We start from the raw sequence: 19,229 nt of genomic DNA on the forward strand, positions 1-19,229 counted from the left end.
CCCCCCAGCCCCCTGGATGTTTCCATCAAGGGCTCCGGCGGCCGATGCTTCCTCCAAGCGAGCGCCCGCCTTGCCGATCCCCTCCCCCTCCCAGGCAAGGCGGGTGTTTCGCTGTCTGGAGCCAGGCTCGGGTCGGATGCGCCACGGTCGGCGCCCGACCCGAAGCCTCACCGGCCTTCAGGCCGGCAGGGGAATATCCAGTTTGACCGACGCCGTCTCGCCGTTGCGGGTGACCTCGACCTCGACCGCGCCGGCCGAACCGCGCAGGGCCTCTGCGGCCGCGCGGGCGTCGGACACGGCCTGACCGCCGACCGAGGTGATGATGTCGCCGGCCGTCAGTTCGCCCTGGGCCGCGGGCGTGCCGCCCTCGACCGCCGCCACCTGGACCGCGCCGTCGACGTCGCGCAGGGTCGCGCCATAGGCCAGGACCCGGTCGACGCCGATGTGGACGGCGCTGTTCACCGGGGTCTCGACCGGCAGGGTGGTGGTCGCCTCGTGCCCGCCACGCAGATAGACCACGTTCAGGTTCGTGCCCGGCGCGGCGATGCCGACCGTGGCGTTGACCGATCCGGCGTTGGCCACCGGCCGGCCCTGGATGCGGGTGATGACGTCGTCGTCGCGCAGGCCCGCCCGCTCGGCCGGAGAGCCGGGGGCCACGTCGGCGACCACGGCGCCGCGGACGATACCCAGCCGCATCCCGCGCGCCTTCTCGGCGTTCAGACTGGCGAAGATGGCGCCGGTCTCGCCGCGCTTGACCTCGCCCTGGGTCCGCAGCTGGTCGGCGACATACAGCATGATCCGGGTCGGCACGGCGAAGGCGATGCCGTCGTTGCCGCCGCCCATGCCGCCCGACAGGATCGAGGTGTTGATGCCGATCAGCCGGCCCCGGCTGTCCAGCAGAGGCCCGCCGGAATTGCCCGAGTTCACGGCCGCATCGGTCTGGATATAGTCCTCGACCGCATCGCCCAGGCCCGAGCGGTTCAGGCCCGAGATGACCCCCATGGTCAGGGTCTGGTCCAGGCCCAGGGGGTAGCCGACGGCGAAGGCCAGGTCGCCGGTGCGCAATGTGTCGGAATCGACGGTCTGGACCTGTTTCAGGTTCAGCGGGCGGCCGTCCGGCACGATCTTCAGCACGGCGATGTCGGTCGCCTTGTCCGCCCCGACCAGGACGGCGTCGAACAGGCGGCCGTCGGTCAGGTCGACGGTGAATTTGCGCCCGTTCTCGACCACATGGTTGTTGGTGATCAGTATGCCCTGGGCGGCGTCGACGATGACGCCCGAGCCGGAGGCGTAGGGTTTGGGATCCTCGGCGTCCGAGCTGGGGCCGCGCGACTGGCCCAGGGTCGTCACCTGGACCACGGCGGGCAGGGAGCCTTCCAGCCCCGAGGCGAAGGTGAAGACGCCGCGCCGGGCGTCATAGGGCAGGGACGTCGGGGCGGATTGCGCCAGGACCGGGCTTGCCGAGGCCAGCAGGGCGACGGCCAGAGCCATTGAAGAGACGGTCTTGGAGCGAAGCGTCATGAAGCATTCCCTTGATCGAACCCGGACCCTAGCCCGAGATTTCGCGCCTGACGATGGCGAGTTGAAACAGGGCTTGCGCGAAGTCGGTTCCCGCGTGACCATCGCGACTTCGCCCACCGGAGTTCGCCGCATGAGCCAGACCTCGATCGACCGGACCCGCGCGGGCGCGACCCCGTTCGACCGGCTGTTCCGCGACCATCCGCGCGAGGTGGGCGAGACCTATTTCCAGCATATGGCCGCCTCGGCCGCCTTCGGGTTCCGGCTGTTGCGTCTGGCCGGCGCGGCCTTCGCCCATGCGGTGGTTCCGGGGGTGCACAAGGCCACGGTCTCGACCGCCATTCGCGGCATGGCCCAGGAAATGGGCGGCCGTGCGGAGGAGGCGAAACAGACCCGGATGCGCGACGCCGGGGTCTGGGACGTGGGGCTCTAACCCCATCCGCAAAGCCCCGGTCATGCAATTGCCGGGGTTCGTGCTATATAGGCCGGCTCAATCTCATGCAGGATCGCCGCCTTGAGCATCACGCTCGACCTCTCCCGTGTCTCGAACGCGCCCCTTAAGGCCCCCGTCAACCTGTCAGGTCTGACGCGCGAAGGCCTGCGCCAGGCGCTGATCGACGCGGGCGTCTGCCCGCCCGAAAAGGCGAAGATGCGCGCCAGCCAGGTGTGGGGCTGGATTCACCACTACGGCGTCACCGACTTCGCGGCCATGAGCAATGTGGCCAAGGAGATGCAGGCGAAACTGGCCGAGCATTTCACCCTGGCCCGCCCCGAGATCGTCGAGCGTCAGGTGTCCAAGGACGGCACGCGCAAATGGCTGATCCGCACGGCGCCGGGCATCGAGATCGAGACCGTCTATATTCCTGACGTCGGCCGGGCCGGCGCCCTGTGCGTGTCCAGCCAGGTCGGCTGCACCCTGAACTGCACCTTCTGCCACACCGGCACGCAAAAGCTGGTCCGCAACCTGACCACGGCCGAGATCGTGGCCCAGGTCCAGGTGGCCCGCGACGACCTGGAGGAATGGCCGTCGCCGAAGGAAGACCGCCGCCTGTCCAACATCGTCTTCATGGGCATGGGCGAGCCGCTCTACAATCTGGATCACGTCGCCGACGCCATCGACATCATCTCGGACAACGAGGGCATCGCCCTGTCGCGTCGCCGGATCACGGTCTCGACCTCGGGCGTGGTGCCGCAGCTGCAGGCCCTGGGCGACCGGACGGCGGCCATGCTGGCCATCAGCCTGCACGCCACCAATGACGCCCTGCGCGACGTCCTGGTGCCGCTGAACAAGAAATATCCGCTGGACCAGCTGATGGCGGGCATCCGGGCCTATCCGGGCCTGTCCAATGCGCGCCGGGTGACGTTCGAATACGTCATGCTGAAGGGCGTCAACGACAGTCCGGAAGAGGCGCGGGCCCTGCTGAAGCTGATCGAGGGCATCCCGGCCAAGATCAATCTGATCCCGTTCAATCCCTGGCCGGGCGTCGAATACGAGTGCTCGGACTGGAAGACGATCGAGCGTTTCGCCGCCATCCTGAACAAGGCCGGCTACGCCAGCCCGATCCGCACCCCGCGCGGCCGCGACATCCTGGCCGCCTGCGGCCAGCTGAAGTCCGAGAGCGAGAAGATCCGCGCCAGCGCGCTCAGGAAGGCGGAGCAGGCGGCGGGGGCGGAAGCGGCTTAGACATCGTCCGGATCAGGAGCCAGCCGACCCCGCCTGCGACGACGCCTGGAAGAAGAAGCCAGGCGCCGTCCGCGAGGGGAAGGCCGAACGTATGGAAGACGTACTGGCCCGTGAGCGGGGCCAGCACCCCGCCGGCGAGACTTCCCAGCCATGGCGACCGCCAGCCGAGGTAGCTCAGCAACGCCCAGGCCGGCCATGCCACGAAGGCCATGCCGATCAGGAAGACTGGCAGGACGAAGAAGGCCAGGACAAACGGGAAAAAGGTGAGGGCGAAGGCTGCGGTCGCGGGGGTGATTTGCCCGGGATCCGCCAGTATCAGGACCACGATCGGAATCTGGAAACAGTGAACGAGTCCTCCTGAGATTCCGCCTGGAAGCAGCAGGCCGAGCGCGGTCAGGAGGGTGGGGGGCGCCCTATGCATGAGCAGCCTCGCTGAGACTGTCGCGCCGTTCCGTCATCCCCTCCGGCGTCCGCACGTTCCACGCCAGGCCCAGGCGTTCCAGCAGCTGGATGAAGCGGTAGCCCCAGTCGCTCTGGCCGGGATAGAGGCCGATCTTCGCCGAGCCGGGGTAGGCGTGGTGATTGTTGTGCCAGGCCTCGCCCATGGTCGGGATGGCGGCCCAGGGCACGTCGTGGGCCTGGACCCCGGCGTCGATCACCTGCCAGGTCTGGGGGCCGCGCCGGTGGGCCAGATGGCCGACGAACCAGTGGCCGATGACGCTGATCGAGACGCGGGCGCAGACGCCCCAGACCACGAAGCCCCAGCCGCCCATCAGCCACAGGACGGCCGCGACCGGCAGTTGCTGCAGCATCCAGGTCCGCTCCAGGAAGCGATGCACCGGATCGCGGCCGATCCGGCCCAGGTCGAAGGCGGGCGGGCGCTCCAGTTCCAGCCGGCCGTGCATCTGCCAGACCGCGTCGATCAGCATCGGCCGGCGGTGGGCCAGATAGTCGTGGCAGTCCGACTGGCGCTGGGCCCAATCGCGGATGTCGTGGGCGCGGATCATCCGGAACGGGCCGCTCATGCCGACCAGGGTGCCGAACCAGGAGAGCAGCCGTTCCAGCCACAGGGGGCAGTCGAAACTGCCGTGGATCATCCGGCGGTGGAATCCGACCGAATGGCCCAGCAACAGGGTCGTCCCGGTGGTTACGACGAAGACCGCCAGGGCGCCGGGACTGAAGGTCGCGGCCCCGAAGATCAGGGTGGTCGCCAGCATGGCGCCGTTCCACAGCGACGGGACCGGATCCCAGACGACGCGGCCTTCGACGGGGCTGCAGCCGGGCGTCTCGACCAGGTGATTCACGGCGCAGGGGTCGTGGTGATCCATATCCGTTGTCCATGTAGCTAATTAGGTAATCACTTAAACATTGAAATCTCCCACTGGCAAGCCGTTAGCAAATCGCTTAAATACCGTTCCATGCAACGCGTGTTTGAAGCCCTGTCCAGTCCGGTCCGCCGCAAGATCCTGGCCTATCTGGCCCATGCCGATCTGACGGCGGGCGAGATCGCGGCCAAGTTCGAGATCTCCAAGCCGGCTGTGTCCCAGCATCTGTCGGTGCTGGAGGTGGCGGGCCTGGTGACCAGCGAGAAGAAGGGCCAGTACGTCCATTACAGCCTGGCGCCGGACCAGCTGACCAACACCCTGAACGGCTATGTCCAGGAGGTCTGCCCGGTGGCCAAGCCGCTGAAACGCGAGAGCGCCGCCCTGGCCAAGGCGCGGGCGGACAACCTGAGCGACGGCGATCTGTAATCTTTCGTCACAAGGTGTGGCCGCGCGGCGCTTGCGGATTGGGGCGACAATCGGGCAAGGCGTCTGATCATGGACCCGTCCCTGTCCAACGTCCTGTCGAGCGCCGAGGTGCAGGCTTTCGCCTCGGGCTTCCCGGTCATGGTGATGCACCTGATCGTCACCCTGCTGCTGCTCGCGGCGGGGGCGGCCATCTATGCGATGCTGACGCCGTGGAAGGAGATCGCCCTGATCCGCGAGGGCAATCCGGCCGCCGCCGTGGCCTTCGCCGGTATCCTGGTCGGGCTGGCGATCCCGTTGGCCGTGTCCCTGTCGGTCTCGACCTCGGTGCGCGACATCGCCATCTGGGGCGTGGCGACCCTGGTGCTGCAACTGCTGGCCTTCCGGATCGTGGACCTGATGCTGCACGGCCTGCCGCAGCGGATCAAGGACGGGGAGGTCTCGGCCGCCGTGGTCCTGGTCGGGGCCAAGCTGGCCACCGCCGTCATCCTGTCCGCCGCGCTTACTGGCTGATCGGGCCGGCTGAACCCCATGCAGTTCCCCCGCCTGCCGGACTGGGCCATCTACAGCGCGGTCGCCGGCGTGCTGCTGGTCGTGTCCCTGGGGCGGCGCGAGAACGCCGACGCCCCACCCGCGCCCCCGCCGCCCGACGCCATCGAGGGCGCCCTGCTGGGGCCGATCACCCCGTTCGATTCCGCCGTCACCCTGGACGCGCCGGACACCCCCTTCACGCCCCGGTCGGGCACGGCCTTCTCCATCGCCGGACAGGGCCGCTGGGTCACCGCCCGCCATGTGGTCGAGGGCTGCAGGCGACCGGCCCTGGTGGTCGGGGGCGGTCGGGCCGTGGCCGCCGACGTGCGGCTGGCCCCCCGCGCCGATGTGGCCCTGTTGATCACCGACGGCGGACCGCCCGCCCTGCCGGTCGCGGCCGAGGCGCCGTTGCGCAAGGGCCAGCGGGCCTTCCATCCCGGCTTCCCGCAAGGCCGGGCCGGAGAGGTGACGTCGCGCCTGTTGGGGCGCGAGACGCTGAAGGTGTTCGGGCGCGGCGCCCATGACGAGCCGGTCCTGGCCTGGGCCGAGGTCGGGCGGACGAACGGTCTGGAAGGGACGCTGTCGGGCCTGTCGGGCGCGCCGGCCCTGGATTCGCGGGGGCGGGTCGTGGGGGTCACCATCGCCGAGGCGCCGCGCCGGGGGCGGATCTATACGACGGCGCCGGAATCCTTCGCCCCCGCGATCCGGGGCGAACAGAGGGCCGACGAGGCGGTGCTGGGCGAGCCGGTCACGGTCGACAACTACGGCCGGGTGGCGGACGCCCTGCGGCGGGATCTGCGCGTGGCGCAGGTGGTGTGTCTGTCGGTTTGAGTTTGGTGAGCCGTGCTAGTGCTGGTGAGCAAGGAGTGAACGAAGCCGAGGCTGCATTCCATCCTGCTCACTAGCACCAGCATTTTTCACTTCAGTCCTACTTCAGCGCGCCGCTGTTCAGGTTCAGCGCCCCGGCCTCGATGACTTCGAGGCTCGGGTGTTTGGCGCGCAGGTCGTCGAGGAACAGCGAACCGTCGCCGACGATGACCAGGCTGGCCTGGTTGACCGGCAGGTGTTCGGCGAAGGCGGCCTGGACCTGGTCCGGGGTGACGGCGCGGACGCGGCCGGCGTAGGCGGCGAGGTCGCTCATCGGCAGGTCGTAGAGGGCCAGGTTGGCGACCAGGCCGCCCAGACCGTCCACCGTCTCCAGCGACCGGCCGAAACCGCCGATCAGGGTGGCGCGACGCGGGGCCAGGTCGGCGGCCGTGGGCGTCTCGGTTCCCAGCTTGGCGATCTCGGCCAGGATCAGGTCGGCGACCTCGTCGGCGGTCTCGTTCTTGGTCTGGGTCGAGGCGGTGAAGACGCCCGCGTCGGCCCGCACGCCCAGCGAGGAGTTGGCGCCGTAGGACAGGCCGCGCTTGATGCGGATCTCCTGGTTCAGACGTGACGAGAAGCCGCCGCCCAGCAGTGTGTTGCCCAGGGTCAGGGGGAAGAAGTCGGCGTCGGTGCGCGACACGCCGCGAACGGCGGCCACGACCGCGGCCTGACCGGCGCCCGGCTGGTTCACCACGACGATGCGCGGGGCCAGGGCCTCACCGGCCGGATTGGCGGTCGCGGCCGGGGCGGCGCCGGTCGGACGCCAGTCGCCGAAGGCCTGTTGCGCCAGGGCGCGGGCGGCGGCGGGGGTGATGTCGCCCGAGAAGACCAGGGTGGCGTCCGACGGACGATAGCGGGCCGCATGGAAGGCGGCGACGTCGGCCGGGGTGATGGTCGGCACCGTCTGTTCCGTGCCCGAGCCGGGCGCGCCGTAAGGGGCGTCGCCATAGACGACGCGGCCCACGGTCATGCCGGCGATGGCGGCCGGCTGGCTGAGGGCGACGCGCAGGCCGTCCAGGGTCTGGGCCTGCTGACGCTCCAGTTCCTCGGCGGCGAAGGTCGGGTTCTTCACCAGATCGGCCATCAGGGCCACGGTGGCCGGGAAGGCGTTGACCGGGGCGTTGGCGTAGACATTGGAGAAGTCCACGCCGGCGCCGGCGCCGACCGAGGCGCCCAGCTGCTCGATCTGGGTGGCGATCTCGGGGGCCGACTTGGTCTTGGTGCCTTGCGTCAGCAGGGAGGCGGTCAGCATGGCGACCCCGGCCTTGCCCGCCGGATCGTCGGAGGTGCCGGCGTCGAAGCTGAGACGGGCCGAGACCAGGGGCAGGCTGTCGGTCGGGGCGACCAGGACGCGCAGACCGTTGTCCAGACGGAAGTCGGCCACGGTCGGGGTGGCCGGGGCCACTTCCGCGCCCGGCTGGGGCAGGGGGGTGCGCTCGGCTTCCGGCAGAAGCACGGCCGGGGTTCCGGCCGGGGCCAGGTCGGCGACCTTGACCGGCGCGTCCACGTTCATCTTCTGCACCGAGGCCGGGTTCTCGGCGTCGGCGGCCAGGAAGCGGATCGTCGACTGGCGCTGGGGCGTCAGATATTTGCGAGCCACGCGCTGGACGTCGGCGACGGTGACGGCCTGGATCTGGGCGATCTCGGCGTCGGCGGCTGCGGCGTCGCCGGTGTTGATCAGGGCGAAGCCGAGCGCGGTGGCGCGGTCGTCGACCGTCTCGCGGCTGCGCAGGGCGTCGGCGACCAGTTCGTTCTTGGCCTCCGACAGTTCGGCGGCGGTTACGGGCGCGTCGCGCAGCTTGGCGATCTCTTCGTTCAGGGCGGCGACGCCCTCTTCGGCCGTATGACCCTGGGCCATGATGGCCAGGGCGGTCAGATTGCCGGCCTGTTGGGCGAAGTCGGGGCTGGAGCCGATCTGGGCGGCGATCTGCTTGTCATAGACGAGCGAGCGATAGAGGCGGCTCGATTCGCCGGTCGACAGGACGCCGTCCAGCACGGTCAGGGCGGCGCGATCGGCGTCGGCGTATTTGACCGTCGGCCAGGCGATGACGGCGGCCGGAAGCGGCACGTTCGGCGCATAATAGGCGACGTCGCGCGGGCCGGTCGGCTCGGGCTCGACGACATTATTGGCCGGAATGGCCGTGGTCGGGTTCTTCAGCGGGGTGAAATACTGGTCGATCCAGCGGTCCAGCTGGGCCTGGTCGAAGTTCCCCGCCACGATCAGATAGGCGTTGTCCGGCCGGTAGTAGGTGGCGTGGAAGCGGCGCACGTCGTCCAGCGACGAGGCCTCAAGCTCCTCGATCGAGCCGATGCCGGGACGGCGATAGGGGCTGTCCTGATAGATGGTCTCGGGCACGAACAGGCCGAACAGGCGGCCGTAGGGGTTGGACAGGATGCGCTGGCGGTATTCCTCCTTCACCACGTCGCGCTCGGCGACGAAGGTCGGCTCGTCCACGACCAGGGAGCCCATCCGGTCGGCCTCGGCGAACAGCATCCGTTCCAGATGGTTGGCGGGGACGGTCTCGAAATAGGCGGTGGTGTCGTCGGCGGTGAAGGCGTTGTTCGAGCCGCCCACGTCCTCGGTCAGACGGTCGAAGGTTTCCGGCGGCAGGTTCTTCGTCGACTTGAACATCAGGTGTTCGAACAGGTGGGCGAAGCCCGAACGGCCGGCGGGATCGTCCTTGGACCCGACCTTGTACCAGACCTGGACCGTCACGTTCGAGGTGTCGGCGTCGCGCGCCGTATAGACCTCCAGCCCGTTCGGCAGCACGCGCTTGGCGAAGCCCAGCGGCGGCACGGTCACGCCCTGCGGCGCCTGTACGGCGGCGGGTGCGGCGGCGCCTTCTGCGAAGGCCGGGGCGGCGAGGCCCATCAGGATGGCCGAGGCGGCGGCCCCGATCTTGAGGCGGGCGGTCAGGCGGAATTTCATGCGGCTCTCCGAAGCCCGGAACGCCGGGCGGAGCGACCGTATCAGCCCTAGGCTGGCATGCACCTTACCGAGCTGTAATGAAGCGTTGAATCTCTCCAATGTCTTACATACCGTCTAGGTTGTCGCCCGCATCGACAATGAACGGGCGAAGAGATACTGAGCCTCACCGCATCCAGGCGGTTGTTCCCGTACGAGTTCGCGTGCCGACGCTATCCAAAGCGACGACTGTCACCGACGAAAAACGCGCGGTCTGGGTCTTTACCCTCCGAAACATGGTTACCGCTCCGGTTGTGCTTTACGGCAGCTGGCTGTCGGCGGGGCTGATCCTGGCGGCTCTGGGGCGGCCCCGGCTGGCCCTGGTCTTCTGCCTGCTGGGAATTGGCTTCGACGTCTGGGCCCAGCGGCGGGTGCGACGGTTCCAGCAGGAAGAACCGCCGACGACCGGCTGGCCCCCGTCGCTGATGATCATCGTCGCCGGCCGCTTCAGCCTGGGCGTATGGGGGCCGTTGGCGGCCTGGCTGAGCGAACCGCACGCGGACGTCATGCTGGTGGTCCTGCTGATCCAGGCCTGGTCGATCTGCGTCGCCCTGATGCAGTTCAGCTCGGCGCCGCGCCTGTTGTGGCTGGCCGCCGCACCCATTTTCGCGACGGTCCTGGTGGTCATCTATCCGTCGCTGATCGGCCCGCACGGCCCGGCCGTGGCCGGGGCGGTGGTCCTGCTGGCGCTGATCCTGGCCATCATCGCCCGCGCCACCGACACCCTGTGGCACGAGCTGTTCGCCGCGGATCAGCGCAACCAGGCCCTGCTGACCGAGGTCCAGGCCGCCCGCGACGAGGCCCTGGCCGAGCGCGACGCCGCGCGGTGGGCGCGACGGGAGGCGGACGAGGCCAATGCGGCCAAGTCCCGTTTCCTGGCCAATATGAGCCACGAGATCCGCACGCCCCTGAACGGGGTCATCGGCATGGCCCAGGTCATGGCCGGCGACGATCTGGAGGAGCGGCAGAGGAGCCGGCTGTCGATCGTCCAGAGGTCGGCCGAGACCCTGCTGGACCTGATCAACCAGATCCTGGACCTGTCGCGGATCGAGGCCGGGCGGCTGGACGTCGTGCTGCAGCCCATCGACGCCGACGCCCTGGTCGAGGAGGTGTCGGCGACCCTGCGTCCCCTGGCCGAGAGCAAGGGGCTGGGCTTCCGTCTGGACACGCCGGGCCTGGGCTGGGTCGGCGCCGATCCGGTGCGCCTGCGCCAGATCCTGTTCAACCTGCTGTCCAATGCGATCAAGTTCACCAACGACGGCGAGGTGGCCCTGACCGTCGCCCGCGCGGACGAGGGCGTGGTCTTCACCGTGTCGGACACCGGGCGGGGCATCCCGGCCGACCAGATCGACAAACTGTTCCTGCGCTTCGCCCAGATCGAGGCCGAGGCCGACGACCGCCGCGACGGGGCCGGCCTGGGCCTGTCCATCGTCGCCGCCCTGGTCAAGCTGCTGGGCGGCCGGATCTCGGTCGAGAGCGAGCAGGGCGCGGGCGCGCGCTTCATCGTCGTCCTGCCCCTGGCCCCCGTCGAGGCGGTGGAGGCCGAAGACGGCGTCGAGGCGGAGGGCGGAGCGGCGCACGGATTGCGTGTCCTGGTCGCCGAGGACCATCCGGTCAATCAGCAGGTCATCCGCGAACTGCTGCGCCAGGTCGGTCTGGAAATCGAGATCGTCGACGACGGCCAGGCGGCGGTGGAGGCGGTCCAGGCCCATCCCTGGGACCTGATCCTGATGGACGTTCAGATGCCCCGGATGGACGGCCCGACCGCGACCCGCGCCATCCGCGCCCGCGAGGCGCAGGAGAGCCTGGCCCGCGTGCCGATCATCGCCCTGACCGCCAATACGATGGTGGATCAGATCGACGACTATCTGGCCGCCGGCATGGACGCGGTGGTCGGCAAGCCGATCGACCTGCGCGTCCTGCTGAGCGCCATCGGCGACGTCATGGCGGACAATGCGGCGGAAGAGTCCTAGCGGCCGAACACCTCGACGCCGATCTCGCCGCCCGAGGTCAGCCAGGCGCGCTTCATGCCCTGGCTGTTGAAGGGGCTGGCGATATCGCCGCCGGCGTCCAGGGCGATCAGGCCGCCGTCGCCGCCCATTGCGCCGATCTCGTCGATCACGGCCTGGGTGGCCTCGGCCAGGGTCTGGCCGGCCTTCACGCGCCAGGCCACCTGGGCGGTGGCGGCGACGCGGATGAAATATTCGCCCTGGCCCGTGCCCGAGGCGGCGACCCGGCCGTCGGCCCAGGTGCCCGCTGCGGGGATCGGGGTGTCGCCGGCGCGACCCGGCATCTTGCCGAAGACCCCCGCCGTCGAGGTGGCGGCGGCGAGACGGCCCTGGGCGTCCAGAACGCAGCAGCCGACGGTGCCGTGGCTCAGCGTGCCGGGCGGATGATTGTCCTCGCCCTGACCGGCGCCGGTGAACCAGGCGGTCTCGTCGGCGATCGGCTCCAGCCCCTGGTCGTGGGCGAACAGGGCCGCGCCCTCGCCGACCAGAAGCACGTGGGGGGTGCGGTCCATCACCGCGCGGGCGGCGACGACCGGATTGCGGAAGCCCTGCAGCGCGGCGACGGCGCCGGCGCGCCGGGTCGCGCCGTCCATGATGCTGGCGTCCAGCTCATAGGCGCCGGCCAGATTGGGCGAGGCGCCCTTGCCGGCGACATAGAGGCCGGAATCCTCGAGCAGGACGACGGCGGCCGTGGCCACGTCCAGGGCGCTGTCGCCCGCGTCCAGCCGCGCCTTCATGGCCTCGACCACCTCGCGCATATGCACGACCTCGGCGTCATAGTTGCGTTCGCGCCGGGCCCCGGCGCCGCCGTGGAGGATGAGGGCGGTCATGTCTGTCTTCCTGCCTTGAGCTGGAGGCTTGTGTTTCGCCTCTTTCAAACGGGCGTGGCGCTCTTTAGCGTCGCGATGAAGGCCGCGCCATGACGGTCATGCGGAATATGGAAACGGCCCTAGTCGCCGGGTGCGGCGGGCCAGAGGGAAGAGGATTCTTATGCGCGCTGTTCTGTCCAAGTCCGCCGGCGGCTCCGAAACCCTGGTCGTCGAGGAGGTTCTGGATCCCACGCCCAAGCCCGGCGAGGTGATCATCGAGGTCAAGGCGGTGGGGATCAACTATCCCGACACATTGATCATCGAGGACAAATACCAGTTCCGGCCGGAGCGCCCCTTCGCCCCCGGCGCCGAGGTCGCCGGCGTGGTCGAGGCGGTGGGCGAGGGGGTGAAGGGGGTGTTCAAGGGCGACCGGGTCATCGCCGTGCCCGGCTGGGGCGGTCTGGTCGAAAGATTGGCTGTGAAGGCCGAGACCCTGATCCCCATTCCCGACGCCATGAGCTTCGTGGAGGCGGCGGCCTTCGTCATGACCTATGGCACCAGCTATTACGCCCTGAAGGACCGGGCGCGGCTGCAGCCGGGCGAGACGCTTCTGGTGCTGGGCGCGGCCGGGGGCGTGGGCGCCGCCGCCGTCGAACTGGGCAAGGCCATGGGGGCCAGGGTGGTCGCCGCCGCCTCGACCAACGCCAAGGTCGAGTTCGCCCTGGACCTGGGGGCCGACAACGGCCTGATCTATCCGTCCGGCGCCCTGGACAAGGCGGGGCAGAAGGAGCTGTCGGGCGAGTTCAAACTGGCGACCGGCCGCGACGGGGCCGACGTGGTCTATGACGCGGTCGGCGGCGATTATTGCGATCCGGCGCTCAGGGCCATGGACTGGAACGGGCGGTATCTGGTGGTCGGTTTTCCGGCCGGGATTCCGTCCCTGCCGCTGAACCTGACCCTGCTGAAATCGGTGTCGGTGATCGGCGTCTTCTGGGGCGCGGCCGTGGCGCGCGATCCCAAGGGGCACGCGGCGAACATGGCCGAGCTGATGCATTTCTACGCCGAGGGCAGGATCAAGCCGCGCGTGTCGAAGACCTTCCCGCTGGAGAAGGCGGGGGAGGCGATCAAGGCGCTGGGCGACCGTCAGGCCCTGGGCAAGATCGTGGTGACGGTCGGGGATTGAGGACATGGACCCTCCCCCGCTTGCGGGGGAGGTGGCCCGTCGTTCGCGAAGCGAACCAGGGTCGGCGGGGGAGGTTTCGCGACGCTCCCCCCATCGTCAGGTGTGTCGCTGCGCGCCACGGCCTGACACTTCCCCCGCAAGCGGGGGAAGGTCGGTCATTTCGCCTTCAGCCGCTCCACCGCCTCTTCGGCCTGGTCGCGGTGGCGGCGTTTGATATTGGCGCCGAGCGTCGCGATCAGGGCGGCGATGACCGCCGCGTCGTCGGTGTAGCCGATGCCGGCGAAGAGGTCGGGAATGGCGTCGATGGGCATGACGAAATAGGCCAGGCCGGCGAAGATCATCCCCTTGGCGGGCAGGGGCGTCTGCGGATCGCGGGCGGCGTACCAGGCCGCCAGGGCCTGATCGGCGAAGGGGATGCGGGCGGCGGTGCGCTGGATCTTGGGCCAGAAGCCCCTGGAGACCCGCACCTCGTTCACCTTCACCACCGCAGGGACCAGGGCCTTGCGGGGATCCAGGGCGTCGTCGGGCGAGATGGGTTTGGCTTTGCCGGGCATGGCGGCTAAATCCTCAATCGAAACTCAGGTTCAACTGAAACACAGGAACGACAGGGATGAAACTCGATAACAGCATCGCCGCAGTGGTCACAGGCGGCGCCTCGGGCCTGGGCGAGGGCACGGCCCGCGCCATCGCCGCCACCGGCGCCAAGGTCGCCCTGTTCGACCTGAACGAGGAGCGGGGCGAGGAAGTCGCCAAGGAGATCGGTGGCGTCTTCTGCAAGGTCGACGTCACCGACGACGCCTCGGTCGCCGCCGCCTTCGAGAAAGCCCGCGCCGCCCACGGGCAGGAGCGGCTGACCGTCAACTGCGCCGGCATCGCCACCGGCCAGAAGACCGTGTCGCGCAAGAAGGACACCGGCGAGATCCGCGCCCACGACATGGCCGGGTTCGAACGCACCGTGCGGGTCAATCTGTTCGGCACCTTCCGCGTCCTGTCGCAGTCGGCGGCCGGCATGGTGACCCTGGAGCCGATGGCGGACGGCGAGCGCGGTCTGATCGTCAACACGGCTTCCGTCGCGGCCCAGGACGGCCAGATCGGCCAGGCGGCCTATTCGGCCTCCAAGGGCGGGGTCTATGCGATGACCCTGCCGATCGCCCGCGACCTGGCCCAGGAGGGGGTGCGCTGCAACACCATCCTGCCCGGCATCATGTGGACGCCGATGATGGCCGGCATGGACCAGAAGGTGCAGGACAGTCTGGCCGCCGCCATTCCCTTCCCCAGCCGTCTGGGCACGCCGGCCGACTATGCGTCGCTGGTGCTGGAGCTGGCCCGCAACGTCTATATCAACGGCGAATGCATCCGTCTGGACGGGGCGATCAGACTGGCGCCGCGCTGACGCGCGGAAGGGCGTCAGGTTGGCGACGCGGTCGCTCGCTGCCTGAGCGCGAGGGCGCTCGAGCGGCGGCCGTTCGGCGGTTTTCGGGGCTCAAGCAGCACGAAGTGCGGCAGCCCCAAAAAAAGGGGTTGCGGCCTGCCGCAACCCTCCGCTATACGCCCCCTCCTCGACGGGGAGCGCACCTAGCTCCTACGGAGTGCGGGCGTAGCTCAGTGGTAGAGCACAACCTTGCCAAGGTTGGGGTCGAGAGTTCGAATCTCTTCGCCCGCTCCAGTCGAGAACACGAAACGGCCCGTCGGAAACGACGGGCCGTTTGTCGTTTCGGGCCTGAAATAAACCCTGGAACCTCGACCCCGTGGATGGGATTTGCTTGGCTGTTCCGACACCAGACTGTCCCTTCCGAAGAGGCCGCCCGTGATCCTTCTCCGCCGTTCCGCTCTCGCCCTGACTGTCGCCGCCGCAGTCGCCTCGACCCTGTCGGCCTGCGCCTACAACGAAGCTCTCGGCCGCAGCCAGTTCCTGCTGGTGGACAACGCCGCCCTGGCGCAGCAGTCGACGGCGGCCTGGCGCGACGCCATCGCCAAGCCGGGGGTGATCACCACCGGCGCCCAGGTGGATCGCATCCGCCGCGTCGGCGACCGTCTGGTTCAGGCGGCGGGTCTGGGCGGCCGGACCTGGGACTACGCCGTCTTCACCGAGGACAGCCCCAACGCCTTCGTCCTGCCGTCAGGTCAGATCGGCGTGACCACCAGCCTGCTGGCCCTGGTCAAGAACGACGACCAGCTGGCCAGCGTCATCGGCCACGAGATCGGCCATGTCGTCGCCAACCACGCCGCCGAGCGCGCCTCCAACCAGACCGTGACCAGCGTCGGTCTGGCGGCCGTGGGCGGGGCCGCCGGCCGCTATGGCGAGGCGGTCAACGCCTATGGCGGTCTGGCCGCCCAGTACGGCCTGCTGCTGCCCTATTCGCGGCGCGACGAGCTGGAGGCCGACCGTCTGGGCGTCGACTATATGCAGGGGGCGGGCTTCAGGCCCTCGGAGGCCGTGGCCTTGTGGCGGCTGATGGCCGCTCAGCGTCAGACCAGCATTCCGCAGTTCGCCTCGACCCACCCGTCGGACGCCACGCGGATCGATGCGCTGCAGCAGTATATCGCCAGCCGCGGCTGGAACTGATCAGATCCGGATGTCGAGATAGGAGCCGGGGCGCATGATCCTCGGCTCCTCGCGCTGCGGCGCGGCGGGCGGCGAGGCGGCCGGTCGGGCGGGCGTCGCGGTGCGGATGGTCGACATGACGGCGGCCGCAGGCGCCTGAGCCGGAGCGGGCGTGGCGGCGGCGCTCTGGTCCAGGGCTGCACGGAAGAAGGCGGCCTGCGCATTGCGCGCGCTCGGCAGGTTCAGGCCCTGCGAGGGCTGGGGAAGCGGCAAACCGGTGCGAATCACGCTCATGCCCGTATGGTTAACGCATCCTGTCGAAAAAAGGTTAACGCCGATTAGCGGGCTGTGGGCGGCGTTCGAGAAGGGGCCTGCATCGAGGCGACCAAACGCGCGATGTCGGCGTCGTTGAGCAGCGGCCCGGACTGTTTGGCGGTGATCCGGCCCATGGCGTCGACGGCGAAGGTCTCCGGCACGCCCGAGATGCCCAGATCCAGCCCGGCGCGGCCCTCGCGGTCCACCAGCACCATGGCGAAGGGGTCGCCCATCTCGTCCAGGAAGGCGCGGGTGGCCGCCGGTTCGTCCTTGTAGGCGATCCCGACCACGGCGATCCCACGCGCCTTCAGGGCCAGGAGTTGCGGGTGTTCGATCCGGCAGGGCGCGCACCAGGAGGCGAAGACATTGACCAGCATCGGCCGGCCGACGCCGGCGGTCTTGAGGTCGAGGTTGGCGGGCCCGGCCGAGTCGCCGGCCAGCAGGGGCAGGACGGTCTCGGGAATGGGCTGGCCGACCATGGCGTCGGGCTTGAAGGCCGGATCCCGTTTCAACGACCAGCCGATGAACAGGGCCGCGAGGCCGGCGAGCGCCACCAGCGGCAGGACGGCCAGCCAGCGGTTCACTTCTCCCGCCCCATGGCGGCCTGCGCTGCTTGAGGGCGAATTTCGGGGGCGTCGGCCGTCTCGAGTTTGGCCAGTTCGCGCTTCCAGCGGCGTGAGGCGGCGACGGCCCGGACGGCTAAGGCGATCACGACGGCGGCGCTGACGCCCCAGGCGGGCCAGACGAAGGCGGCGTAGGGGCTCATGTCGAGGTCGGGCATCAGGCCTCCAGCGCCTTGCGTGCGCGCAGGCTGATCACGCGCCGGCGACGGATCTCGGTGCGGATCGCCGTCAGCCACAGGGCCAGGAACAGCACGCCATAGGCCGCCAGCATGATCAGGAAGGGCGGCAGATAGACGGGGTCCAGGCCCGAGGCGCCGGGCGTCAGGAAACTGGCGGGCTGATGCAGGGTGTTCCACCAGTCGACCGAGAATTTGACGATCGGCAGATTGACGATCCCGACCAGGCCCAGGACGGCGGCGGCGCGCGCCGCCTTCTGCTCGTCGTCGATCGAGGCCCGCAGCGCCATATAGCCGAGGTAGAAGAGGAACAGCACCAGGACGCTGGTCAGGCGCGCGTCCCACACCCACCAGGTCCCCCACATCGGCTGGCCCCATAGCGAGCCGGTGAACAGGGCCAGGGCCGTGAAGGCGGCGCCGGGCAGGGCGGCGGCGCGGGCGGCGGCGTCGGCCAGGGCGTGGCGGAAGACCAGGGCGAAGAAGCTGGAGACGCCCAGGGCGGCATAGGCGCCCAGGCCCAGGCTGGCGGCGGGCACATGGACGAACATGATCCGCACAGTGTCGCCCTGCTGATAGTCCGCGGGGACGGAGAAGCTGAGCCAGGTTCCGACCGCCAGCAATACGGCGGCCAGCGCCCAGAGCACGGGCGTCAGCGGGCCGGTGAAGGCCATGAAGCGCTGCGGGTTGGACAGGCCGAACATCGGTTCAGCGATTACGCGGCGGACGGGCGGCGGGCAAGCGGCTCCTCATCCCTGCGCGTTCCGGACGGCGGCGGCCCCGGCGAAGGCGGCGACGACGCCGGCGAACAGCACATAGGCGCACAGGAAGGCCAGGGCGGGAGCGGGCGACTGGCCCTGGGCCGCCCGCTCCAGGGCTCCGGCGCCGAAGACCACGGGCGGAATGAACAGGGGCAGGACGACCACGGCGATCAGCAGACCGCCGCGGCGCGCGCCCAGGGCCAGGGCGGCGCCCAGGGCGCCGGTGCAGGCGAAGCCCGCCCCGCCGATGGCGGCCGACAGGGCGGTCAGGGGCGCCAGATGGATCGGCTGGCCCAGGGCCAGGGCGGCGACGGGGGCGGTCAGGGCCAGGGGCAGGCCGACGGCGATCCACTGGGCCAGGGCCTTGATCAGGACGACCGATTCCAGCGGCAGATGACCCAGGGCCAGCAGGTCCAGAGCCCCGTCCTCCAGATCGCGTTCGAACAGGCGTTCGAGGGACAGCAGCGAGGCCAGGGCCAGGGCCAGCCAGGCGATCCCGCCCGCCACCGGCCCCAGGGTGCGCGGATCGCCGCCGACCGCCAGGGGCAGGATCGCCGTCAGACAGGCGAAGAAGCCGCAGGCCAGCAGGGGACCGCCCCCGCCGTTCCAGGCCAGGTCCAGTTCGCGCTCCAGCAGGACGCGGGTCGCGCCGCGCAGGCCGGGCGGCCGGGGTTCGGCGTCGGTCCGGCGGCTCATGTCAGGCCTCCCAGGTCCAGCGCACGGGTCGGGATGGGCAGGGGGTCGTGGACGGCGGCGACGATCAGGCCGTCGGCGTCCAGGTGGCGGCGCATCTGGTCGGCGAAGACGGCGCGCCAGCGGGCGTCCAGCGGGGCCATGGGTTCGTCCAGCAGCCACAGGGCGCGGGGCGAACCGACCAGCCGGCCCATGGCCAGACGGCGGCGCTGGCCCGCCGACAGGCGGCGGACCTCCAGATCCAGCAGGGGGTTGAGGCCGAAGGCCTCGATCGCGTGGTCGAGGCCGTACTGGGTGTGGCCCAGCCAGTCGCATTGGAAAGCCAGTTCCTCGCGCGCCGTACGACCGGTCTTCAGCCCGTCCTGATGGCCGAGGAAATGGGTCTCTCGCCCCCGCGCCAGCCGTTCGTCCAGCGGATTGCCGTCGCCGTCGTGGAAGGCGACCTCGCCCGCGTCGGGGCGGATCAGGCCGCCGATGGCGCGCAGCAGGCTGGTCTTGCCCGCGCCGTTGGCGCCGGTCAGGGCGACGGCCTCGCCCGCCTTCAGATTCAGGTCGAGGCCGGCGAACAGGCGGCGTTCGCCGCGCGAGACGCTCAGGCCGGAAATCGAGAGGGCGTGGATCATCGCGGGAACCCTCTCCCTCCCCGGCGCGGGGAGGGTGGCGAAGCCGGGTGGGGGCGGCGGGGCGACGCCCCGCAGGCCTGTCCAGCCGCAGGCAAATGCGACCCTGCCGGGCCGCGCCCGCCCGGTCGCTGCGCGACCACCCTCCCCGGAACGGGCAGGGAGAAGTATGTCTCTGTTTTGCG

General features: G+C 69.9%; 21 protein-coding genes and 1 tRNA gene. 10 read left to right on the forward strand and 12 right to left on the reverse strand.

What is annotated here, in order from left to right; genetic code table 11:
• Positions 1-177: 177 nt before the first annotated feature.
• The gene (locus tag ACIQ1T_RS12555) at positions 178-1,521 is read right to left on the reverse strand and encodes a trypsin-like peptidase domain-containing protein (protein ID WP_395944890.1); all 1,344 of its coding nucleotides are present in this window, start codon (positions 1,519-1,521) and stop codon (positions 178-180) included.
• Positions 1,522-1,651: 130 nt separating this feature from the next.
• Here ACIQ1T_RS12555 and ACIQ1T_RS12560 point away from each other — a divergent pair, with 130 nt between their 5' ends.
• Together ACIQ1T_RS12560 and rlmN are read left to right on the forward strand one after the other, a co-directional pair.
• Positions 1,652-1,951, forward strand: a complete 300-nt coding sequence (locus ACIQ1T_RS12560) for a DUF6356 family protein (RefSeq protein ID WP_395944891.1) — start codon at positions 1,652-1,654, stop codon at positions 1,949-1,951.
• An 81-nt stretch (positions 1,952-2,032) separates the two neighbouring features.
• The gene (rlmN, locus tag ACIQ1T_RS12565) at positions 2,033-3,202 is read left to right on the forward strand and encodes a 23S rRNA (adenine(2503)-C(2))-methyltransferase RlmN (RefSeq protein WP_395944892.1); all 1,170 of its coding nucleotides are present in this window, start codon (positions 2,033-2,035) and stop codon (positions 3,200-3,202) included.
• On the opposite strand, the gene ACIQ1T_RS12570 is transcribed toward rlmN, so the two are convergent.
• Positions 3,162-3,527 carry a hypothetical protein gene (locus ACIQ1T_RS12570; protein ID WP_395944893.1) on the reverse strand — a complete coding sequence of 122 codons (366 nt, stop codon included), beginning with the start codon at positions 3,525-3,527 and terminating at the stop codon, positions 3,162-3,164. The genes rlmN and ACIQ1T_RS12570 overlap by 41 nt on opposite strands.
• Positions 3,528-3,615: 88 nt before the next feature.
• Positions 3,616-4,530 (reverse strand): acyl-CoA desaturase, encoded by a 915-nt coding sequence (locus ACIQ1T_RS12575; protein WP_395944894.1) that lies wholly within the window; start codon positions 4,528-4,530, stop codon positions 3,616-3,618.
• Between the two features lie 90 nt (positions 4,531-4,620).
• Between ACIQ1T_RS12575 and ACIQ1T_RS12580 the strand changes: the two genes are divergently transcribed.
• The 3 genes from ACIQ1T_RS12580 to ACIQ1T_RS12590 all read left to right on the forward strand — a co-directional run bounded on the left by ACIQ1T_RS12580 (position 4,621) and on the right by ACIQ1T_RS12590 (position 6,312).
• Entirely contained in the window at positions 4,621-4,953 is a 333-nt protein-coding gene (locus ACIQ1T_RS12580) for a metalloregulator ArsR/SmtB family transcription factor (RefSeq protein ID WP_395944895.1), read from the forward strand.
• A gap of 69 nt (positions 4,954-5,022) precedes the next feature.
• Positions 5,023-5,463, forward strand: coding sequence for a DUF350 domain-containing protein (locus ACIQ1T_RS12585; protein ID WP_395944896.1), 441 nt, complete (start codon positions 5,023-5,025; stop codon positions 5,461-5,463).
• 18 nt (positions 5,464-5,481) lie between these two features.
• Positions 5,482-6,312 carry a serine protease gene (locus ACIQ1T_RS12590; protein WP_395944897.1) on the forward strand — a complete coding sequence of 277 codons (831 nt, stop codon included), beginning with the start codon at positions 5,482-5,484 and terminating at the stop codon, positions 6,310-6,312.
• A gap of 97 nt (positions 6,313-6,409) precedes the next feature.
• Here ACIQ1T_RS12590 and ACIQ1T_RS12595 read toward each other — a convergent pair whose 3' ends face one another.
• Positions 6,410-9,277, reverse strand: a complete 2,868-nt coding sequence (locus ACIQ1T_RS12595; protein ID WP_395944898.1) for a M16 family metallopeptidase — start codon at positions 9,275-9,277, stop codon at positions 6,410-6,412.
• Between the two features lie 272 nt (positions 9,278-9,549).
• Between ACIQ1T_RS12595 and ACIQ1T_RS12600 the strand changes: the two genes are divergently transcribed.
• On the forward strand, positions 9,550-11,286 hold the full coding sequence (locus ACIQ1T_RS12600; protein ID WP_395944899.1) for an ATP-binding protein: 1,737 nt from the start codon (positions 9,550-9,552) through the stop codon (positions 11,284-11,286).
• Here the strand turns inward: ACIQ1T_RS12600 and ACIQ1T_RS12605 are convergent.
• Positions 11,283-12,152, reverse strand: a complete 870-nt coding sequence (locus ACIQ1T_RS12605) for an isoaspartyl peptidase/L-asparaginase family protein (RefSeq protein WP_395944900.1) — start codon at positions 12,150-12,152, stop codon at positions 11,283-11,285. The two genes, ACIQ1T_RS12600 and ACIQ1T_RS12605, sit on opposite strands and share 4 nt — an antisense overlap.
• Positions 12,153-12,312: 160 nt before the next feature.
• Between ACIQ1T_RS12605 and ACIQ1T_RS12610 the strand changes: the two genes are divergently transcribed.
• Positions 12,313-13,314 carry an NADPH:quinone oxidoreductase family protein gene (locus ACIQ1T_RS12610; protein ID WP_395944901.1) on the forward strand — a complete coding sequence of 334 codons (1,002 nt, stop codon included), beginning with the start codon at positions 12,313-12,315 and terminating at the stop codon, positions 13,312-13,314.
• A gap of 155 nt (positions 13,315-13,469) precedes the next feature.
• Here the strand turns inward: ACIQ1T_RS12610 and ACIQ1T_RS12615 are convergent, their stop codons facing one another.
• Positions 13,470-13,868 (reverse strand): YkvA family protein, encoded by a 399-nt coding sequence (locus ACIQ1T_RS12615; protein ID WP_395944902.1) that lies wholly within the window; start codon positions 13,866-13,868, stop codon positions 13,470-13,472.
• 56 nt (positions 13,869-13,924) lie between these two features.
• Between ACIQ1T_RS12615 and ACIQ1T_RS12620 the strand changes: the two genes are divergently transcribed.
• From ACIQ1T_RS12620 to ACIQ1T_RS12630, 3 genes are all read left to right on the forward strand, one after another.
• Positions 13,925-14,707, forward strand: coding sequence for an SDR family NAD(P)-dependent oxidoreductase (locus tag ACIQ1T_RS12620; protein ID WP_395944903.1), 783 nt, complete (start codon positions 13,925-13,927; stop codon positions 14,705-14,707).
• 198 nt (positions 14,708-14,905) lie between these two features.
• Positions 14,906-14,980, forward strand: a tRNA-Gly gene (locus ACIQ1T_RS12625).
• Positions 14,981-15,121: 141 nt separating this feature from the next.
• Entirely contained in the window at positions 15,122-15,880 is a 759-nt protein-coding gene (locus ACIQ1T_RS12630; protein WP_395944904.1) for a M48 family metallopeptidase, read from the forward strand.
• Here the strand turns inward: ACIQ1T_RS12630 and ACIQ1T_RS12635 are convergent, their stop codons facing one another.
• Genes ACIQ1T_RS12635 through ccmA form a run of 6 tightly spaced genes read right to left on the reverse strand, consistent with a single transcriptional unit; the run spans position 15,881 to position 19,047 of the window.
• Complete coding sequence (locus ACIQ1T_RS12635) at positions 15,881-16,153, reverse strand: hypothetical protein (RefSeq protein WP_395944905.1); 273 nt, start codon at positions 16,151-16,153, stop codon at positions 15,881-15,883.
• 44 nt (positions 16,154-16,197) lie between these two features.
• Entirely contained in the window at positions 16,198-16,758 is a 561-nt protein-coding gene (locus ACIQ1T_RS12640; protein WP_395944906.1) for a DsbE family thiol:disulfide interchange protein, read from the reverse strand.
• Positions 16,755-16,955 (reverse strand): heme exporter protein CcmD, encoded by a 201-nt coding sequence (gene ccmD, locus ACIQ1T_RS12645; protein ID WP_395944907.1) that lies wholly within the window; start codon positions 16,953-16,955, stop codon positions 16,755-16,757. The genes ACIQ1T_RS12640 and ccmD overlap by 4 nt, the downstream gene beginning before the upstream one ends.
• Positions 16,955-17,674: a heme ABC transporter permease gene (locus tag ACIQ1T_RS12650; protein ID WP_395944908.1), complete on the reverse strand. Its 720-nt coding sequence runs from the start codon at positions 17,672-17,674 to the stop codon at positions 16,955-16,957. Before ACIQ1T_RS12650 ends, ccmD begins: the two co-directional genes overlap by 1 nt.
• Before the next feature lie 45 nt (positions 17,675-17,719).
• Complete coding sequence (ccmB, locus tag ACIQ1T_RS12655) at positions 17,720-18,427, reverse strand: heme exporter protein CcmB (protein WP_395944909.1); 708 nt, start codon at positions 18,425-18,427, stop codon at positions 17,720-17,722.
• On the reverse strand, positions 18,424-19,047 hold the full coding sequence (gene ccmA, locus ACIQ1T_RS12660; protein ID WP_395944910.1) for a heme ABC exporter ATP-binding protein CcmA: 624 nt from the start codon (positions 19,045-19,047) through the stop codon (positions 18,424-18,426). Before ccmA ends, ccmB begins: the two co-directional genes overlap by 4 nt.
• Between the last annotated feature and the right edge of the window lie 182 nt (positions 19,048-19,229).

Source organism: Brevundimonas sp. (assembly GCF_044336875.1).
GTDB lineage: Bacteria > Pseudomonadota > Alphaproteobacteria > Caulobacterales > Caulobacteraceae > Brevundimonas.